Genomic DNA, 17,199 nt, shown 5'->3' on the forward strand with positions numbered 1-17,199 from the left:
TCCATGGCCCGGCGCGGCTAAATCGGCTTCCCTGCCGATTTACCCGCTCCACCGTGCCTGCTTGCGGCCATCGTGGTTAACGGGGCCCGCAGATCAAAATCAAAAGCAGATCAAGATCAAAGGCACGCAGCCTCGCTGGCGCTCGACAGTTGCTACGGGCGCGGTGGCTCTGCTTTTCTGTGGGAGCGGGCTTGCTCGCGAAAAACCTGAGAGCGCTGCGTTCATCCAGAATGCCAGCGTCATCGTTAACGACCTTCGCGAGCAAGCCCGCTCCCACATTTGGACCGTGCCCGCTTTGCTTTTGATTTGCTCTTCAACACTCAAGCCGGCCGGTAGGCCGCTGTGCTTTGCTTTTGATCTTGATTTTGATCTTAGGCGCCCCGTTAAACCACGCTGGCCGAACGCAGGCTTTGGAGCGTGGGTAACCCGGCAGGACGCCGGGTTAGCCGTCCTGGGCCAAGGATGGCCCATGACGGCGGCCCACGGTCCAAAGCCGGAGTGAGGGCACTCCGAGCCTAGGCGAGGAGCCGAGTGGTGGGGCAAGAGCGTTTTGCTTACTTTTGCGCTTTTCAAAAGTGAGCCGCTGTAAGAGCGGAACCAATAGCAGCCATAACCGCAGCAACGGATATGCCCCCAATCAGCCCCCAATCAAACCAGATGCAAATGGTTATCCCAAAGCCCCGACGGCAACTCCAGCGGCTTGGCCACCAACGGCACCTGCCGACAATCATAAAACCGGCAACGCCCCTGCCCGGAAGTCACCACAAACCCGTCAGCCACCGCACCCACCCCGGCACAATCCGGCAACGGCCCGTCCAGCAGCAACTCCGCGCTGTCCATGTTCCAGATAAAGAACCGATTCCCCCGAGGCGCCGTCAGCGCCACCAGCCGCAACTCACTGTGCACCGCAACGCTGGCCGTGTAATGCCCCATGGCCTGCAACTGCTCATCCGCCACCGGAAACGCCACAAACGGCTGCCCCGGTCGCTTGATCGCCAGCAACTCCGACCGCTCATGAGACGCCCCCATGAACTGCTGCCCCGCGAGGATCGTACCGTCGCTGGCAATCCCCATATGCCGCACACTGTTCATCTGCTGGCCCAAGGTCTCCTTGCTCAGCAGCCTACCGTCGCGTTGCATCAGGACCAGGCTCGGCTCCATGGCATTCAGGTTCATCTCGACCCGGCTCTCAGCCTCGGTACGAATCCCGCCGTTAGCCACCACCAGCGTCTCGCCATCAGGCATCCACGACACCTGGTGCGGCCCAATCCCATGGGTAGAAATCTCCCCGGTGTGCACCAACCGCTCCCCTTCAAACCGATACACCCCAAGCAAGCCACGGCCCGGATCAGACGTGTCGTTCTCCGTGGCATACAACCACTCGCCATCCTTGTGCACCACCGCATGCCCATAAAAGTGGCGATTGGCCTTGGAGGTGATGGTCTGCAGCAACGCCCCGTCGCGCAAGTCGATCAGGTAGCTCTCGGTGCCTGGCCGGCGGGCGACAAACAGCGCAATCGGCAGCGTCGGGTGGTTGATGATGTCGTGACAGCGCTGGCCGACCTGGGTGGCAAACACCTGCTTGCCGTCCAGGTGGAAGCCGACGGCGTAATGCTTGCCATCACTGTCATCACGCGCCGAGAGCAGCAGCGGGCTTTTGCCCTTCTGCTTGAACAGCGTCCAGCCACCCAGGGTGATTGCACTGAGCAGCACGCTGCCGAGGGCCAAAGCCTGTCGCCTGAGCATCATCAGTCACCGTCGTTGGCGTTAAAGCCCAGTTGGATGCCCAGCGCTTTGGCCAGATCGCCTTCGTGCAGGCGGTGGACCACGTTGAGGCTGTCGTAGAGATCGTTGAGTTGCTGGCGCCCGGCATCGTCGGCCAGCAGTTCATTCAGGGTACGCTGGTTGCTGGCGAACAGTTTCAGGGACGCGGCATACGCGGCGTCGATCTTGTCAGCCAAGGGCTTTTGATCGGCAGGCAACAGGCCGCGCAGGCCTTTGTTGTCGACGCCGACCCAGACGGTCTGGGCGGCCGCCAGGCTGGCTTCCAGGCTTTGCAGGGACGATTGGCTGCGCCAGGCATCCGCCTGGAACGGTTGCGGGATGCCCTTGGTCTGGCGGCCCATTGGGGTGCCGAGTTTTTTCTTCAGGGTGTCCAGCGCGGTGACTTGTACCCGCAGCAGGTCGGCGATGGCTTCGTGGGAATCGGCGTAGCGCTGGTTAGGAAACTTGGTCATCTGCGCCAGCATGCCGTCGGTGCTGTTCCAGCTCGACAGGATTTCTTCGGCGAGCAGTTTCTGGCGTTCGCCGATGGCTACCAGCAACGGGCAGTAACGGGCTTTTTGTGTCTCGTCCGCCAGGTCGGTCTTGGCGTCGTAGAGGATGTATTCGTAGGCCGACAGGCCCTGCACCACAACACTGGATTTGGCCAGGGCGGCGGCATCGATCTGCGGCTGGGCGGTCACCAGTTGCTCGACCTGGCGGCCCACCAGGTTTTTCTTGTCCGGCCAGAACTGCACCTGCCACGAGCGGTTGCCCTCGGCCAGCGGGCCGATCAGCAGCGGTTGCAACTCGGCCCAGGCTTTTTGTGCGTGCAGGAAGTCGGCACGGGCGGTCTCCAGGCTTTCCTTGCCCTGGCAATAGGCCAGGGCGCTGACGGCCAGTTGGCGGTCGGCTTCAACCCAGCGGCTGTAGGTGGGCAGGATCACTTGCTTGGCGATGGCCGCCGAGGTCACCGCTTGCGGGTCCTGGGGCGAGCACGCACCGAGGGCGAGGGCGGCCAGGCTGGTGAACAACAACTTGGGACGGAACATGTCGAGCTCCCTTCTGTAATTAGGACAAAGCTTATAAAGAATTCAGAAATGCCAGCAACGCGGCGCGCTGCTCGGCATTGAACGACAACACATGCTGCTGCGCCGCCTGGGCTTCACCGCCGTGCCACAGCACGGCCTCCATCAGGTTACGGGCGCGGCCGTCATGTAAAAACTGGGTGTGGCCACTCACGGCTTGCGTCAGGCCAATGCCCCACAACGGCGGCGTGCGCCAGTCGCGGCCACTGGCCTTGAATTCGGTACGGTTGTCGGCGAGGCCGTCGCCCATGTCGTGCAGCAGCAAGTCGCTGTAGGGGCGAATCACTTGGTTGGCCAATTCAGGTTCGGCGGCCGTTGGCGCCGTGGTGAACTGCAGTGTGTGACAGCCCTGGCATCCAGCCTGGTAGAACAGGTTTTTTCCGGCCAGCACCTGCGGCGCGTTGACGTCGCGGCGGGCCGGGACGGCCAGGTTGCGGGTGTAGAACAGCACCAGGCGCAGGATGTTGTCGCTGACCTCAGGCTCGCCGTCCGGGCCATTGCCGTTGGGCGCCTGTTTGCAGGCCACTTGTGCATCGGTGCAGTCATCGAACGGTCTCAGGGACGTGGTGAGGCCCATATCACCAGAAAACGCGTGAACATTTTGTTGATTGAGGTTCGGTTGCCCGGCTTTCCAGCCAAATCGACCGAGGACGGTCTTGTGTTGTGCGTCGTCCCAGACCCAATTAGCGCGTCCGACGATGGCTTCCTTGTCGGCGGTTTTCGGGTCGGTGTTGCGCAGGATGTCGGCGTCGGGGATGGCTTCCAGCAACCCCAGGCCGATCATCGGCGGTGCAACCCGCGCCGAGAAGCGCGTGTCGGGGTGCATCGGGCCATAACCCAGCTGGGTGATTTGCAGCGCCGGCTTGCGCAACTCGACGACGGTGCCGTCCTTGAAGCTGACGTTGACCGGTGTGTAGTCGACCCGCACCTTGCCTTCCGGGGCGACGCCGGGCACGGCCATGTCCTGCAATTGCCCACCGTAGACCGGTTCGGGGACGACACCCAGTTGCTCGATGACCTTCGCATAGGGCGGCGCATCGGGAATCGACAGGCGTACCAGCATCGACACCGCGTTGGGCGCATCGGGCAACGGCGGATGACCACGGCCATCCTTGATATGGCAGTTCTGGCAGGCATTGGTATTGAACAGCGGCCCCAGCCCGTCGCGGGCCGTGGTGGTAGACGGAGCAATCACCCAGGGGCTGCGGAAGAAACTGTTGCCTACGCTGAAGTCCAGGCGCCGGGTCGGGGACAGGTTGGCCGAGGGCAGCGAGAAGGCGTTCTGGTCGGTCTTTCTCACCGTTGTCGCGCCACCCGCGCGCGCTTCGCCCGGCTCCGCTTTGGTGAATCGCGGGGCGTCATCGCAGGCACTCAGGCTCAAGACCATCAATAGCGCAGACAGGCGAAGGGGCGAACGGGGCATCAGGTTTCCTGAACGGGGGCTGAAAACAAGGCCGCAAAGTCTAACAGGGCAGGGCGGATTGAATAAGAGCAATTATCGTTTGGTAGTATCCGATTCATTCCCGCTAGAATGACCGCACATTTTTCTCTGGAGGTGGCCAATGCAGGCTCTCGACGCTTTGCTCAACCGTGTTTCTGTGCCGCGACTTCTGGACCCGGCACCGACCCAGGAGCAGCGCGACCTGCTGTTCGCCGCCGCCATGCGCGCGCCCGACCACGGCCAGCTACGGCCTTGGCGCTTCCTGACGGTGGAAGGTGCGGCACGTGAGCGCATGGGCACACTGCTGGCCGAAGCCGCCCGCCTGCAGGACGCCGAGGCACCCCAGGCCGCGATCGACAAGGCGCAGAACGGCCCGCTGCGGGCGCCGTTGGTAGTGGTAGTGATTGCCCGCCTGCAGGAACATTTCAAAGTGCCAAAATCCGAGCAACGGCTGGCGGCGGCCTGTGCAGCCCACGGGATTCTGCTGGCGGCTTATGCTCAGGGGATCGGCGCCGTGTGGCGTACCGGTGAGTTGTCGTACTCGGCCCATGTCGCCAAAGGCCTTGGGCTGAAGGCGGATGAGGAAGTGATTGGCTTCCTCTACCTGGGCACCCCACAAAACCCGCCGCGTACCGCGCCGAAAGAAGACCTGGCGCCGTTTGTGACTGCCTGGACGGGTCAATAAAGCACCGCAACGCTAATGTGGACGGGCTTGTGTGGGAGCGGGCTTGCTCGCGAATGCGGTGGATCAGTCGGTACATGTACTGAATGACACCCCGCATTCGCGAGCAAGCCCGCTCCCACATTGGGTCCTCATTGGTTTCAAGCTCGGGTCAAACCCGAAACTGATCCATCAGCTTCATCTGTTGGCTGGCCAGGGCATTGAGCTGGCTGCTGATGGCTGCTGATTCGGTGGCTTGGCCGGTGAGGGTTTCGGTCACCGTGCGGATCGCCGAGACGTTGCGGTTGACCTCCTCGGCCACCGCACTTTGCTGCTCGGCGGCGCTGGCGATTTGCAGGTTCATGTCGCTGATCACCGTCACCGCGTCGCTGATCTTGCCCAGGGCCTGCACCGCCTGATGAATCTGCCCGGCATTGTTCTGCGCCTGGGTCTGGCTCGAGTGCATGGTCGCCACCACCCCACGGGTGCCGGTCTGGATGCGCTCGATCACCAGGCGAATCTCCTCCACGGAATCCTGGGTGCGTTTGGCCAGGTTGCGCACCTCGTCGGCCACCACCGCAAAACCGCGCCCGCTTTCCCCGGCCCGCGCTGCTTCAATTGCGGCGTTCAGGGCCAGCAGGTTGGTCTGTTCGGCGATGCTGCGGATCACTTCCAGTACCGAACCGATCTGCTCACTGTTCACCGCCAGGGCTTCGACTTCGGTCACGGCCTTGCTGACTTCTTCGGCCAGGGTGGTGATGTCGCGGGTGCTGCGCTCAATAATCTGCATGCCTTCACGGGCGGACTGGTCAGCGCCTCGGGCAGCGCTGGCGGCGTTGGAGGCGCTGTTGGCCACGTCGTGGGCGGTGGCGCTCATTTCATTCGAGGCGGTGGCCACCTGGTCGATTTCCCGGAACTGCACCTGCATGCCTTCGCTGGTCTGGCGCGCAATTTCCGAGGATTGGTCGGCGGTGCCACGGGCTTCGGTGATGCTTTGCTTGATCTGCGCGATGGTCGGCTGCAGCTTGTCGAGGAAGCGGTTGAACCAGTTCACCAGTTCCCCCAGTTCATCCTTTTTCGTGTAGGCCAGGCGCTGGGTGAGGTCACCGTCGCCGCTGGCGATTTCCTTGAGCATGGCCGCCACGCTGTTGATCGGCCGGGTCACGCCGGTGGCCGTCAGCCAGATCAGCAACAAGCCCAGCAGGCCGGCGGCGGCGCCCACCAGCAGCGCCTTGATGGTGCCACTGGCCTGGGCCTTGTCGAGCACGGCCTGGAGTTTCAGTGAGTCTGCCAGCAGCACTTGTTTAGGCAGCTTGATCACCACCCCCCAGGATTTGGCGTCGGCAATCGGCTTGACCGGGTACACGGCGCGAATCGTGCCGTCTTCCTCGCGGATCTTGCGGGTATCGCTGGCCAACAGCTGCACGATCTCTTTGCCTTCGGCGCCCAGGGTGTCCACCAGGTTTTTGCCGACCTTGGCCGGCTCGCCGCTGTAGCCGGCGATCAGGCCGTTACCGGAGAGTATTTCGAGAATCCCAGCACCGTTGAACAGTTCTTTTTGTGCCGCATCGGTGGCCGCTTGAAGGGCGTTGAGGGCGAGGTCGATCCCCACGACGCCGATCACTTTGCCGTCGACCAGCAGGGGCAGGGAAATGGTGGTCATCAACACCGGTTTGCCGGCCACGGTGTCTTCGTACGGGTCCAGCAGGCAGGTATTTTTGGTGTCCCGTGGGCAGGTGTACCAGATGTTGTAAGGCGTACCGCTGAGGTTGAGGGTGGTCTTGGTCAGGTCATCCTCGACCATCACCGTGTTCAGGCCTTCACCACCGGCGCGGCTCCAGTAGCTGGAAAAACGGCCTTTTTCGTTGGACACACGGGCGGCGTCGTTGACGAATTCGCTGTCTTTGCCGTCCAGGGCGTTGGGCTCGAACGACAGCCAGATACCAAGCACCTTGGTGTTGCGGTCGAAGGCGGTTTTCAGGCTGTGGTTGAGTTCTTCACGCAAGGCTCCGGCGTCCATGGAACGGCTGCTGGCCAAGGTACGCAGGTCTTTGATCTGGTCGGCAAGGGCGGTGACCACCAACAGGCTTTCACCGAAGGTCTTTTGCAGTTGCACCGCTTGTTCAGCGGCCTTGGCCTGCAGCAGGTTCTGTACGCTGTCGGTGAGCATTCGCGAGCTTGAATCGTTGATCAACTGGTCGTTCTGACTGGTCTGGTAGAGGTTCATGCCGACCACCAGGGCGATTACCCCCAGCAGGCAGAGACCGGACAACAGCACGATTTTCAAGCGAATGGAGAGGGTGTCGAGCATAGGTGTACCCGCGAATGGACTTATTAGTATGCAAGCTCAGGCGAGTCCATTCGGCGCTATACCCGGAATATCGGCTTGGGCCGGCAGTTCATGAGCGGCAGCCGATAGGTGGTAGGCGGTTGTCAGGTCGGTTGCGGGAGGCGTTCCGGCCGAGACCAGATCCACAGGTTGCCCATGCTCATTCCGGCGATGGCCAGGTAGATCGGCCAGCCGTGGTCAAGCATCACCAGCATCAAGCCGGCGCACAGCAACATGCTCACGGTGGCGCTGACTTTGGCCCGGCGGGCGATGATCTTGCCGTTGCGCCAATTGAACAGGATCGGTCCGAACAGCCGGTGGTTTTCCAGCCAGGCACTCAGGCGCGGTGAGCTTTTGGTGGCGGCCCAGGCGGCCAGCAGGATGAATTCGGTGGTGGGCAAGCCCGGTACCACAATCGCAATCAAACCGATGCCCAGGCTGACGTAGGCCAGCAGGCCGAACAGGACACGGGCGATTTTCGATGAGGATTGGGTTTTGCCGGTCATGGGTGCGGTTTGCATGGATGGATTTACGAAGGAGTCAAATCGAAACCGGATCAAAATGTGGGAGCGGCGGTGCGACGATTCGACTTGCTCGCGAATGCGGTGGTTCAGTCAATATATCTGGTGACTGAACCACCGCATTCGCGAGCAAGCCCGCTCCCACATTTGATTGCATTTCAATCAGGGAATCAGGCCAGTTCAGGGGCGCTAGCGTACGCCTGTTCCAGCAACACGGTGAAGCGCACGAACGCATCAATCGCGCCTTTCTCCACTTCGGCTTCTTCTTCAGCGGTGAATTCCAGTGCGTCGAGGGTGCGGGTGAAGCGCTTCCAGCCTTCAGCGCGACCACCTGCCGGCTCGCCCAGGTGACGGGCACCGAAGGTTTCGCTCAGGCCCAGGCCCACGGCGCGCTTGATCAGGAACGCGGCGCCCAGCTTGGAGCCTTCAGACACGAACAGCCAGCCCAGGGCTTCGGCCTTGCTCGGGTTTTTCACCGCGCCTGCGACCGGTGCCGGTACTTCGGTGTCCAGGTCGCCCAGGTCCAGCTTGGCCGCTTCGGCACGGCAGCGCTCGGCCAGGTCGGGGACGATCTTGATCAGCTCGGCATCGTTGTACAGCGCCACCAGCTCCGATTGGAACAGGTACTGCGCAACCACGAAGCGGGCGAAGTTGGCCTGGGTTTCAAACGGTGCATGGGCCTTTACCAGCGCGTCGAGCTTGGTGTGCGGCTCGTTGGTGATCTGGTTCAGGCGCTGGGAGCGCAGGGCGGCACGTTCTGCGTTAGGAGAGGCGGTCATCGGGGAGTCCTTGAGAAGAGAAAGCGTCTGGTTGCCAGGCTGTTATGAACTAGACGAACCAGAAGACGCGTCACAGTAAAAAATCCTCACCCCGCCGAAGATAAAATCCGGCGGGGGAGGCTCCATTGATCAGATGTCCCAGATCAGGTTGATCGCAAAGTTGCGGCCCGGTTGGGTCAGGCGGTCCAGGTTGGCCGGGCCGGTCACACCGGCTTCGCCGACGCTGTCGTAGCTGCGAACGTCGTCCCAGTCCCAGTATTTCTTGTCGGTCAGGTTGTACAGGCCACCGTTGATGGTCACGTCGTTGGTGACCTTGTAGAAGCCGGTCAGGTCCACGATGCCGAAGCCCGGGGTCTTGAACGGGCCGTTGGCGCTGTTGCCGTCGGGGGCGAAGAAGGTGGTGCTGTCGACGCGATTCTGTTTCTTGACCAGGGTCCAGCTGACCAGGGCACCGTAGTTCTGCTGGTCGTAACCCAGGCCGAATACGCCCTTGAGCGGGTTGACGCTGTTCAGCGGTTCGCCGTTGTCGTCATTGCGCCCGTAGGTGTAGGCAATCGAGCCTTTGGTGTACAGGCCAAGCGGTGCGCCAAATGCGTCGAGGTTCAAGCGGCCCTTGGCTTCCACGCCCTTGATGGTGGCGTGCTTGATGTTGTTGGCTTCGAACTGCTGGACTGTGCCACCGGCGACCGAGGCATCTTCGTTGATGAAATCACGGTACTTGTTGTAGTACACCGCCACGTCAAACGAGCCTGAGTCGAAGTTGCCGCGAATTCCGGTTTCGACACCCCGGCTGCTTTCCGGCTTGAGGTCCGGGTTGGGTTCGACGGTGTAGCCCTGTTGCAGGTTTTCAAAGCGGCCATACAAGGCCTTGGCCGACGGTGTGCGATAGCCTTCGGCGTATTGGCCGAACCAGGTGTAGTGCTCGGTCAGTGCGTAAGTTACGCCGAATTTTGGCGTTACACGGTGCCAGTTCTTTTCCGAATTGCTGTGGTCGTAGATGCGTGTCGGGTCAACGGTGTTGAGGAATTCCTGAGTCAGCTTGGGTTTGAGCTGGATGTAGTCGTAACGCACGCTGGGCAGGAAGGTCCACTTGTCCCAGGCAATCTGGTCCTGGGCAAACAGCGCGTAGGAGTTGATGGTCGGATCCGGGAAGTCGCTGGCCTTTTTCACGCTGTCGGCGGCCGACGGGCTGGGTGCGCCGATGGCGGTGCAACCGCTGCCAACCGCCAGGCAGGTCGCGGAACCTTCACGGGAACCGGTGACTTTCTGTTGTTTGAGGGTGGTGCCGTAGGTCACTACGTGATCGGTTTCGCCGAGGCTGAAAGCCTTGTCCAGCTGCGCGTCGAATACCCACTGTTTCTCTTCGTAGAGGGTGTCACGGGTGCGCAACACCTTGCGCGATGGCTGGTAGATCTCTGCGGTGGTCTGGTCGGTCTTGGCGATCTGGTAGTTGAGGCTGGTCTTGATGTGATCGGCAATCGGCGAGTCAAGGGCGAACGTGTTTTCGATGCCGAAACGCTCGCGAGTGATGGTGTCGTTGCCCGTACGGCCGCGGTAGAAGTTGAAGCCCTGGCCACCGACGAACGGGCCGCCCACCGCGTTTTTCAAGTTGGTGTCGCGATCATCCTTGAACTTCTCGTAGGTCAGGCCCAGGCGATTCTCCTCACCATAATTCCAGCCCAGCTTGGCCAGGATGTTAGTGGTGCGCGCATCTTCCGGGTTGGCGCCGGTGCGGGCCAGGCCGGTGGCGTTATTACCGTCGTAGGACTCCATTTCATGGCCGTTGCGCTGGCTCAGGTGCAGCAAGCCATCGAAGTCCTGTACGCGACCGGCGACGGTGCCGGAGGTCAACCAGCTCTCGTCGGCGGAGCTGTAGCCGGTCTTCAGGCGGGCGCCGTAGTCCTGGCCAGGCTTGATGATGTCGTCCGGGTCGAGGGTGAAATAGCTTACGGCGCCGCCGATGGCGCTGCTGCCGTACAACGCCGAGGCCGGGCCGCGGAGGATTTCCACGCGCTTGACGATTTCCGGGTCGACGTAGTTGCGGCGAGTCTTGGCGTAGGGGCCGTTGAAGAAGTTGTCCGGGACTTCGACGCCGTCCACCTGGGTCAGGATGCGGTCACCGTCGATGCCGCGAATGTTGTAGCCGGCGTTCCCGGAGCGGGTCCCGGCACCCCCCACCGACACACCTGGCTCATAGCGCACCAGTTCGCGGATGGTGTTGACGTTCTGGCGGTCCAGTTCTTCGCGATCATGCACCGTCACGGTACTGGGCACGCTGTCTACGGCCTGTTCCTGGCGGGTGGCACTGATGGTCATTTGTTGCAGGGTGATAGCGCTGCCGGCGGCGCGTTTTTCCAGGACGATGTTGTTGTTGCTCAGTTTGCGATAGCCGAGGTTGGTCCCCACCAACAGCCGGTCCAGGGCTTTATCTGCCGGCAACGCGCCGCGTACGCCAGGGGACGACACACCCTGGCCCAGTTCGGCGGGCAGGCCGACTTGCCAGCCGGTCACCGCGGTGAAGGCGTTCAGCGCCGAGACCAGGGATTGCTGCTCGATGCTGAAGCTGTAAGTGCCCTGGCTGCGGGTGGCAGGCTCGGCGGCGGTGGCGGCCATGACGGGCGCACCGGCCAACAGGATTGCGGCTGTCAGCAGGGACACGCCGTGGCGGCGAACGGGCGAAGAGGACCGGCGGTTGAAACGAGACGACATCGAGAGCGCTCCGGAAGGTACGAATCTTATAGTTGCGACACTGAATCAAATAGGAATCAGTTGCATTGGCTATAACGAGACGAACCGTCGCTGGCTATCGAGTAAAAATAATTCTCATTTAGTTCAGGATCACCAGCGCCGGGTATTCCGAGAGCTTGGCGGAAGTGATGTGGGCCAGTGAGCGCACCACGTCGAGAGGCTGGTCCAGGCGGTAATTGCCGGTGACCGCCACGCTGGCGAGCTTGTCGTTGTTGTTGACGATCCAGCCGGGGTAGTAGCGACGCAATTCGGCCAGCACTTCGCTCATCGGGCAGTTTTCGAAGATCAACCGACCGTCGACCCATGCCAGGTCCTTGGTGGTGTCCAGCTTGGCCGGTTGGCCGAAACCCTTGGGGCCGATGCGGATACTTTCACCGGCGCTCAGGCGTACCCGCGCATCGTCAAAGGTGTTACTCAGGTCGACATCGCCGCGCTGTACCTGAACCTGGGCCTCACCATTCAAATAGCGCACGGCGAAGGACGTGTCGCGCACGCTGGCGCGCACCGGGCCGGCGTCGATTTCCAGGGGCAGGCCACGGCTGGGCAGCACTTCGAAAAACGCTTCGCCCTGATACAGGCGGGCGATGCGCTGGTGGTCCTTGATGCTGCTGGAGAAGGCGGAATTGGTGTTCAGCAGCACTTTCGAGCCATCGTCCAATTGCAGGCGCTGGCGTTCGCCCACCACCGTCAAGTGGTCGGCCTGCAGGCGCATCGGCAGGTTGCTGAAGCTGAACAGGCCCAGCAGCAACACGGCGGCAGTGGCCAAGGGTTTCCAGTGCGGTTTGATACGACGCCAGGCGCTTGGTTTGCGCGGCGCATTCAGGGCGACGGCAGCGCTGTGCACCGGCGCGCCGCCCCAGGCGGTCTGGGCCTTGATGAAGGCTTCGGCGTTTGACGGGTCGCTGGCGAGCCAGGCTTCAAACTCCGCCTGCTGCCCGGGTTGCGGGCACTGCAAGGCAATCAGCCAGTCGAGGGCTTGGTCCATAGCCGTGTCTTGCAACACCTCCTGAGCCAGCTCATGAGGGTGCAGCTTATTCGGATCCGTCACGGTGTTCCTCGGGTCTTCGCCACGTTTTAATCAATAGTCCTACAGACTGTGCCGACAAAGCTTAAGGGCGATCCAGTCTTTCGGCCACACCTATGCAGATGGCCATGATCAATTTCAGTTCCTTTTGCACGGTGCTCAGGGACACGTCGAGCTTGTCGGCGATCTCCTGATAACTGCAGCCGTGCAGGCGGCTGAGGATAAAGATCTGCTGCTGGCGAGCGCTCAACTGGCCGAGGCTGACACTCAGGTGCTCGAGCAATTGTTCGGCCTGTGTCGCGTCTTCGGGGGTACTGACGGGGGATGCGACGCTTTGCAGCACGTCCAGCGGGACATCTTCCTGCAGGGTGCGGGCTTGAATCCTGCGGGCGCGCAGGTGATCCAGCGCCAGGTTGCGCGCCGTCTGGTAGACGAAGGGTTCTAGGTGATCGATCGGCCGCTCGCTCAAGGCCCGGGTCACGCGCAGGTAGGTTTCCTGCAGCAGATCCTCAGCGGTGCTGTGGTTATTCACCATCCGCTGCAAGGTGCGCAGCAGAATCACCCGCTGGGTGAGGAAGACTTGATTGAAGCGAGATTGGCTCACAGTGATACCAGACCGATTTGCAGCGAATGATAATGCTTATCATCAACGCAAATGGCAAGTGGCTATTTTTGAGCATGAAGCAACACCCTGTGGGAGCCGGGCTTGCCCGCGATGCAGTCAATACGGTCCGTCAGATGGACCGCGTTGACTGCATCGCAGGCAAGCCAGCTCCCACAGGAGAGGTCAGCACCGCGGGTTTATTCGGCGTTGCACAACGCCAGGCAGTTATCCAGCATGCGGTTCGAAAAGCCCCACTCGTTGTCGTACCAGGCCAGCACTTTCAGCAGTTTGCCGCTGACCTTGGTGTGATTGGCGTCGAAAATCGACGACAGCGGGTTATGGTTGAAGTCACTGGAAACCAGCGGCAGGGTGTTATAGCCGAGGATTTTCGAGTGTTGGCTGGCCTCTTTGAGCAGGGCGTTGACCTGCTCGGCACTGGCTTCTTTTTTCAGTAGCACGGTGAGGTCCACCAGCGACACGTTGATCACCGGTACCCGCACGGCCATGCCGGTCAGCTTGCCTGCCAGTTCCGGCAGCACCAGGCCCACGGCTTCGGCGGCGCCGGTCTTGCTCGGGATCATGTTCTGGGTGGCCGAACGCGCGCGGTACGGGTCGGTGTGGTAGACGTCCGTCAGGTTCTGGTCGTTGGTGTAGGCGTGGATGGTGGTCATCAAGCCGCTTTCGATGCCCAGCTCGCGGTGCAGTACTTGGGCCACCGGTGCCAGGCAGTTGGTGGTGCAGGAAGCGTTGGAGATGATCTGGTGGGATTGACGCAAAATGTCATGGTTTACGCCATACACCACGGTGGCATCGGCGCCCTTGGCCGGGGCCGAGATGATTACCTTGCGCGCGCCGGCGGTAATATGGGCGGCGGCTTTGTCACGGTCGGTGAACAGACCGGTGCATTCGAACACCACGTCCACCTTGTGGGCAGCCCACGGCAGGTCGGCCGGGTTGCGAATGGCACTGACGGCAATCCGGTCACCGTTGACGGTCAGGCTTTCCTGATCGTGGGCGACCTCTGCGTCGAAAGTACCGTGGACGGTGTCGTATTTAAGCAGGTGGGCATTGATCGAGCTGTCGCCGAGATCGTTGATGGCGACGATCTGCAAATCCTGACGGTAGCCTTGGGTATAAAGTGCGCGCAGGACATTTCGGCCAATACGGCCAAAACCATTGATAGCGATACGTAGAGTCATTGGAAGGTGCCTGTCGTCGATTTGTTGTAAGAATTACAAGATTATTCGCATAAAAATAGAAAACAAGCCTTTTTAGTGGCAATATTTTGTTAAATCTACAACGAGTGACCTGAATCAACTGGTCCGATTGGTCAAGCAACACCCTGCCAACCTCTTCGCGGCGGGCGTTTGACCAGCATAGACTCTCAGGTCGCCACATCCGTTAGCCTGGAGTTCTATACATGCATCCCCGCGTACTTGAGGTCACCGAACGGCTTATCGCCCGCAGCCGTGCAACCCGTGAGGCATACCTTGCGCTCATTCGCGGCGCTGCCAGCGACGGTCCGATGCGCGGCAAGCTGCAATGCGCCAACTTTGCCCACGGCGTGGCCGGTTGCGGCACCGAAGACAAAAACAGCCTGCGCATGATGAACGCCGCCAACGTGGCAATTGTTTCGTCATATAACGACATGCTCTCGGCCCACCAGCCGTACGAACATTTTCCCGAGCAAATCAAAACAGCCCTGCGTGAAGTCGGTTCCGTGGGCCAATTCGCCGGCGGCACTCCTGCCATGTGCGACGGCGTGACCCAGGGCGAGCCAGGCATGGAGCTCAGCCTGCTGAGCCGCGAAGTGATTGCCATGTCCACGGCGGTAGCGCTGTCCCACAACATGTTCGACGCCGCGCTGATGCTCGGTATCTGTGACAAGATCGTCCCCGGCCTGATGATGGGCGCCCTGCGCTACGGCCACCTGCCGATGATCTTCGTACCGGGCGGCCCGATGCCGTCGGGGATCTCCAACAAACAGAAAGCCGACGTGCGCCAACGCTACGCCGAAGGCAAGGCCACCCGCGAAGAGCTGCTGGAATCGGAGATGAAGTCCTACCACAGCCCGGGCACCTGCACCTTCTATGGCACCGCCAACACCAACCAGTTGCTGATGGAAGTGATGGGCCTGCACCTGCCGGGCGCTTCGTTCGTCAACCCGTACACCCCGCTGCGTGACGCCCTGACCCGCGAAGCCGCGCACCAGGTGACGCGCCTGACCAAGGCCAACGGTAACTTCACCCCGATCGGCGAGATCGTCGACGAGAAATCCATCGTCAACTCCATCGTCGCCCTCAACGCCACCGGCGGTTCCACCAACCACACCCTGCACATGCCGGCCATCGCCATGTCGGCGGGCATCATCCTCACCTGGCAAGACATGGCCGACCTCTCCGAAGTCGTGCCAACCCTGTCCCACGTCTATCCAAACGGCAAGGCTGACATCAACCACTTCCAGGCGGCGGGCGGCATGTCGTTCCTGATCCGCGAACTGCTGGAAGCCGGCCTGCTCCACAACGACGTCAACACCGTGGCCGGTCACGGCCTGAGCCGCTACACCCAGGAACCGTTCCTGGTGGACGGCGAGCTGGTATGGCGTGAAGGCCCGATCGAAAGCCTCGACGAAACCATCCTGCGCCCTGTGGCCCGTGCGTTTTCCCCGGAAGGCGGCTTGCGGGTAATGGAAGGCAACCTTGGTCGTGGGGTGATGAAAGTCTCCGCCGTGGCCCTTGAGCATCAAATCGTCGAAGCCCCGGCCGTGGTATTCCAGGACCAGCAAGACCTGGCGGATGCGTTCAAGGCCGGCCAGTTGGAAAAAGACTTCGTCGCAGTGATGCGCTTCCAGGGCCCGCGCTCCAACGGTATGCCGGAATTGCACAAGATGACGCCGTTCCTCGGCGTGTTGCAGGACCGTGGCTTCAAGGTTGCCTTGGTAACAGACGGGCGCATGTCCGGCGCGTCGGGTAAGATTCCCGCCGCGATTCATGTCAACCCTGAAGCCCAGAGCGGCGGGCCACTGGCACGCGTGCGCGATGGCGATATCATTCGCGTGGATGGCGTCAAAGGCACCTTGGAGCTTAAGGTGGACGCCGAAGAATTTGCTGCGCGTACGCCTGCCACGGGCCTTCTGGGCAATAACGTGGGGGCCGGTCGCGAGCTGTTTGCGTTTATGCGTTTGGCCGCAAGCTCCGCAGAGCAGGGCGCCAGCGCCTTTACCTCTGCCTTGGAGACACTTAAGTGAAGCTTGCGCTGGTCGGTGATATTGGGGGTACCAACGCCCGTTTTGCGTTGTGGCGGGATCAGGAGCTGCATTCGATCCGCGTCCACGCGACGGCGGATCATGCCAGCCCCGAAGAGGCGATCCAGGTCTATCTGAAGGAAGAAGGCCTTGCCATCGGCTCCATTGGCGCGGTGTGCCTGTCGGTCGCCGGGCCGGTGAGCGGAGATGAATTTAAATTCACCAACAACCATTGGCGCCTGAGCAAGACTGCTTTCTGCAAGACTTTGCAGGTGGACGAACTGCTGCTGGTGAATGATTTCTCGGCCATGGCCCTGGGCATGACCCGCCTGAAGCCGGACGAATTCCGCGTGGTGTGCCAAGGCACGCCGGAACCGTTGCGGCCTGCGGTGGTGATCGGCCCGGGCACCGGCCTGGGTGTCGGCACCTTGCTCGACCTCGGCAACGGTCGTTGGGCGGCATTGCCGGGGGAGGGCGGCCATGTCGACCTGCCGGTGAGCAGCCCGCGGGAAGCCCAGCTGTGGCAGCACATCCACAACGAGATCGGGCATGTCAGCGCTGAAACCGCCTTGAGCGGTGGCGGTCTGCCGAGGTTGTACCGGGCGATCTGCGCGGTGGACGGCCATGAAGCCGTGCTGGAAACCCCCGAGGCCATCACTGCCGCTGGCCTGGCAGGCGACCCGATTGCCCTGGAAGTGCTGGACCAGTTCAGTATCTGGCTGGGGCGTGTCGCCGGTAACAACGTGCTGACCACCGGCGGTCGTGGAGGGGTTTACATCGTTGGCGGCGTGATCCCGCGCTTTGCCGATTTCTTTATCAAGAGTGGTTTTGCCAAGAGTTTTTGCGACAAAGGCTGCATGAGCGACTACTTCAAAGGCATTCCCGTGTGGCTGGTGACGGCACCGTATTCAGGGTTGACAGGTGCTGGTGTGGCGCTTGAGCAGGCATTTGCGTAGGCAGTGATGGCCTCTTCGCGAGCAAGCCCGCTCCCACATTCAA

The 17,199-nt window shown here is 61.5% G+C and carries 13 protein-coding genes and 2 pseudogenes; 4 read left to right on the top strand and 11 right to left on the bottom strand.

Translation table 11 applies throughout. From position 1 onward, the window contains the following. Nucleotides 1-502, top strand: a pseudogene (locus D109_RS1000000134715) (hypothetical protein); the annotation flags it as partial. A 146-nt stretch (nt 503-648) separates the two neighbouring features. Here D109_RS1000000134715 and D109_RS0103075 read toward each other — a convergent pair. Genes D109_RS0103075 through D109_RS0103085 form a run of 3 tightly spaced genes read right to left on the bottom strand, consistent with a single transcriptional unit; the run spans nt 649 to nt 4,272 of the window. Beyond that, the gene (locus tag D109_RS0103075) at nt 649-1,746 is read right to left on the bottom strand and encodes a DUF1513 domain-containing protein (RefSeq protein WP_026077750.1); all 1,098 of its coding nucleotides are present in this window, start codon (nt 1,744-1,746) and stop codon (nt 649-651) included. A 2-nt stretch (nt 1,747-1,748) separates the two neighbouring features. Next, the gene (locus D109_RS0103080) at nt 1,749-2,813 is read right to left on the bottom strand and encodes an imelysin family protein (RefSeq protein WP_017475628.1); all 1,065 of its coding nucleotides are present in this window, start codon (nt 2,811-2,813) and stop codon (nt 1,749-1,751) included. Nucleotides 2,814-2,844: 31 nt separating this feature from the next. After that, complete coding sequence (locus tag D109_RS0103085; protein WP_017475629.1) at nt 2,845-4,272, bottom strand: di-heme oxidoredictase family protein; 1,428 nt, start codon at nt 4,270-4,272, stop codon at nt 2,845-2,847. A 139-nt stretch (nt 4,273-4,411) separates the two neighbouring features. Between D109_RS0103085 and D109_RS0103090 the strand changes: the two genes are divergently transcribed. Next, nucleotides 4,412-4,975 (top strand): NAD(P)H nitroreductase, encoded by a 564-nt coding sequence (locus tag D109_RS0103090; protein WP_017475630.1) that lies wholly within the window; start codon nt 4,412-4,414, stop codon nt 4,973-4,975. Between the two features lie 148 nt (nt 4,976-5,123). On the opposite strand, the gene D109_RS1000000135170 is transcribed toward D109_RS0103090, so the two are convergent. The 8 genes and pseudogenes from D109_RS1000000135170 to gap form a co-directional block, all read right to left on the bottom strand. Further along, nucleotides 5,124-5,879, bottom strand: coding sequence for a methyl-accepting chemotaxis protein (locus D109_RS1000000135170; RefSeq protein WP_371103562.1), 756 nt, complete (start codon nt 5,877-5,879; stop codon nt 5,124-5,126). Nucleotides 5,880-5,981: 102 nt separating this feature from the next. Next, nucleotides 5,982-7,262, bottom strand: a pseudogene (locus D109_RS1000000135175) (HAMP domain-containing protein); the annotation flags it as partial. A 122-nt stretch (nt 7,263-7,384) separates the two neighbouring features. Continuing rightward, nucleotides 7,385-7,786: a YbaN family protein gene (locus tag D109_RS0103100; protein ID WP_008435511.1), complete on the bottom strand. Its 402-nt coding sequence runs from the start codon at nt 7,784-7,786 to the stop codon at nt 7,385-7,387. A gap of 185 nt (nt 7,787-7,971) precedes the next feature. After that, on the bottom strand, nt 7,972-8,580 hold the full coding sequence (locus D109_RS0103105; protein WP_017475632.1) for a biliverdin-producing heme oxygenase: 609 nt from the start codon (nt 8,578-8,580) through the stop codon (nt 7,972-7,974). A 129-nt stretch (nt 8,581-8,709) separates the two neighbouring features. Then, the gene (locus D109_RS0103110) at nt 8,710-11,289 is read right to left on the bottom strand and encodes a TonB-dependent receptor (RefSeq protein ID WP_017475633.1); all 2,580 of its coding nucleotides are present in this window, start codon (nt 11,287-11,289) and stop codon (nt 8,710-8,712) included. Nucleotides 11,290-11,407: 118 nt separating this feature from the next. Then, nucleotides 11,408-12,376, bottom strand: coding sequence for a FecR domain-containing protein (locus D109_RS0103115; RefSeq protein ID WP_026077751.1), 969 nt, complete (start codon nt 12,374-12,376; stop codon nt 11,408-11,410). A gap of 61 nt (nt 12,377-12,437) precedes the next feature. Further along, nucleotides 12,438-12,956 (bottom strand): RNA polymerase sigma factor, encoded by a 519-nt coding sequence (locus D109_RS0103120; protein WP_003214115.1) that lies wholly within the window; start codon nt 12,954-12,956, stop codon nt 12,438-12,440. Nucleotides 12,957-13,153: 197 nt separating this feature from the next. Further along, entirely contained in the window at nt 13,154-14,155 is a 1,002-nt protein-coding gene (gene gap, locus D109_RS0103125; protein ID WP_017475635.1) for a type I glyceraldehyde-3-phosphate dehydrogenase, read from the bottom strand. 221 nt (nt 14,156-14,376) lie between these two features. On the opposite strand from gap, the gene edd reads away from it, so the two are divergent. Both edd and D109_RS0103135 read left to right on the top strand, forming a co-directional pair. Then, nucleotides 14,377-16,203 carry a phosphogluconate dehydratase gene (edd, locus tag D109_RS0103130; protein ID WP_017475636.1) on the top strand — a complete coding sequence of 609 codons (1,827 nt, stop codon included), beginning with the start codon at nt 14,377-14,379 and terminating at the stop codon, nt 16,201-16,203. Then, on the top strand, nt 16,200-17,156 hold the full coding sequence (locus D109_RS0103135; RefSeq protein WP_017475637.1) for a glucokinase: 957 nt from the start codon (nt 16,200-16,202) through the stop codon (nt 17,154-17,156). The genes edd and D109_RS0103135 overlap by 4 nt, the downstream gene beginning before the upstream one ends. Nucleotides 17,157-17,199: the final 43 nt, after the last annotated feature.

The organism is Pseudomonas sp. PAMC 26793 (assembly GCF_000313235.1).
Taxonomy (GTDB): domain Bacteria; phylum Pseudomonadota; class Gammaproteobacteria; order Pseudomonadales; family Pseudomonadaceae; genus Aquipseudomonas; species Aquipseudomonas yamanorum.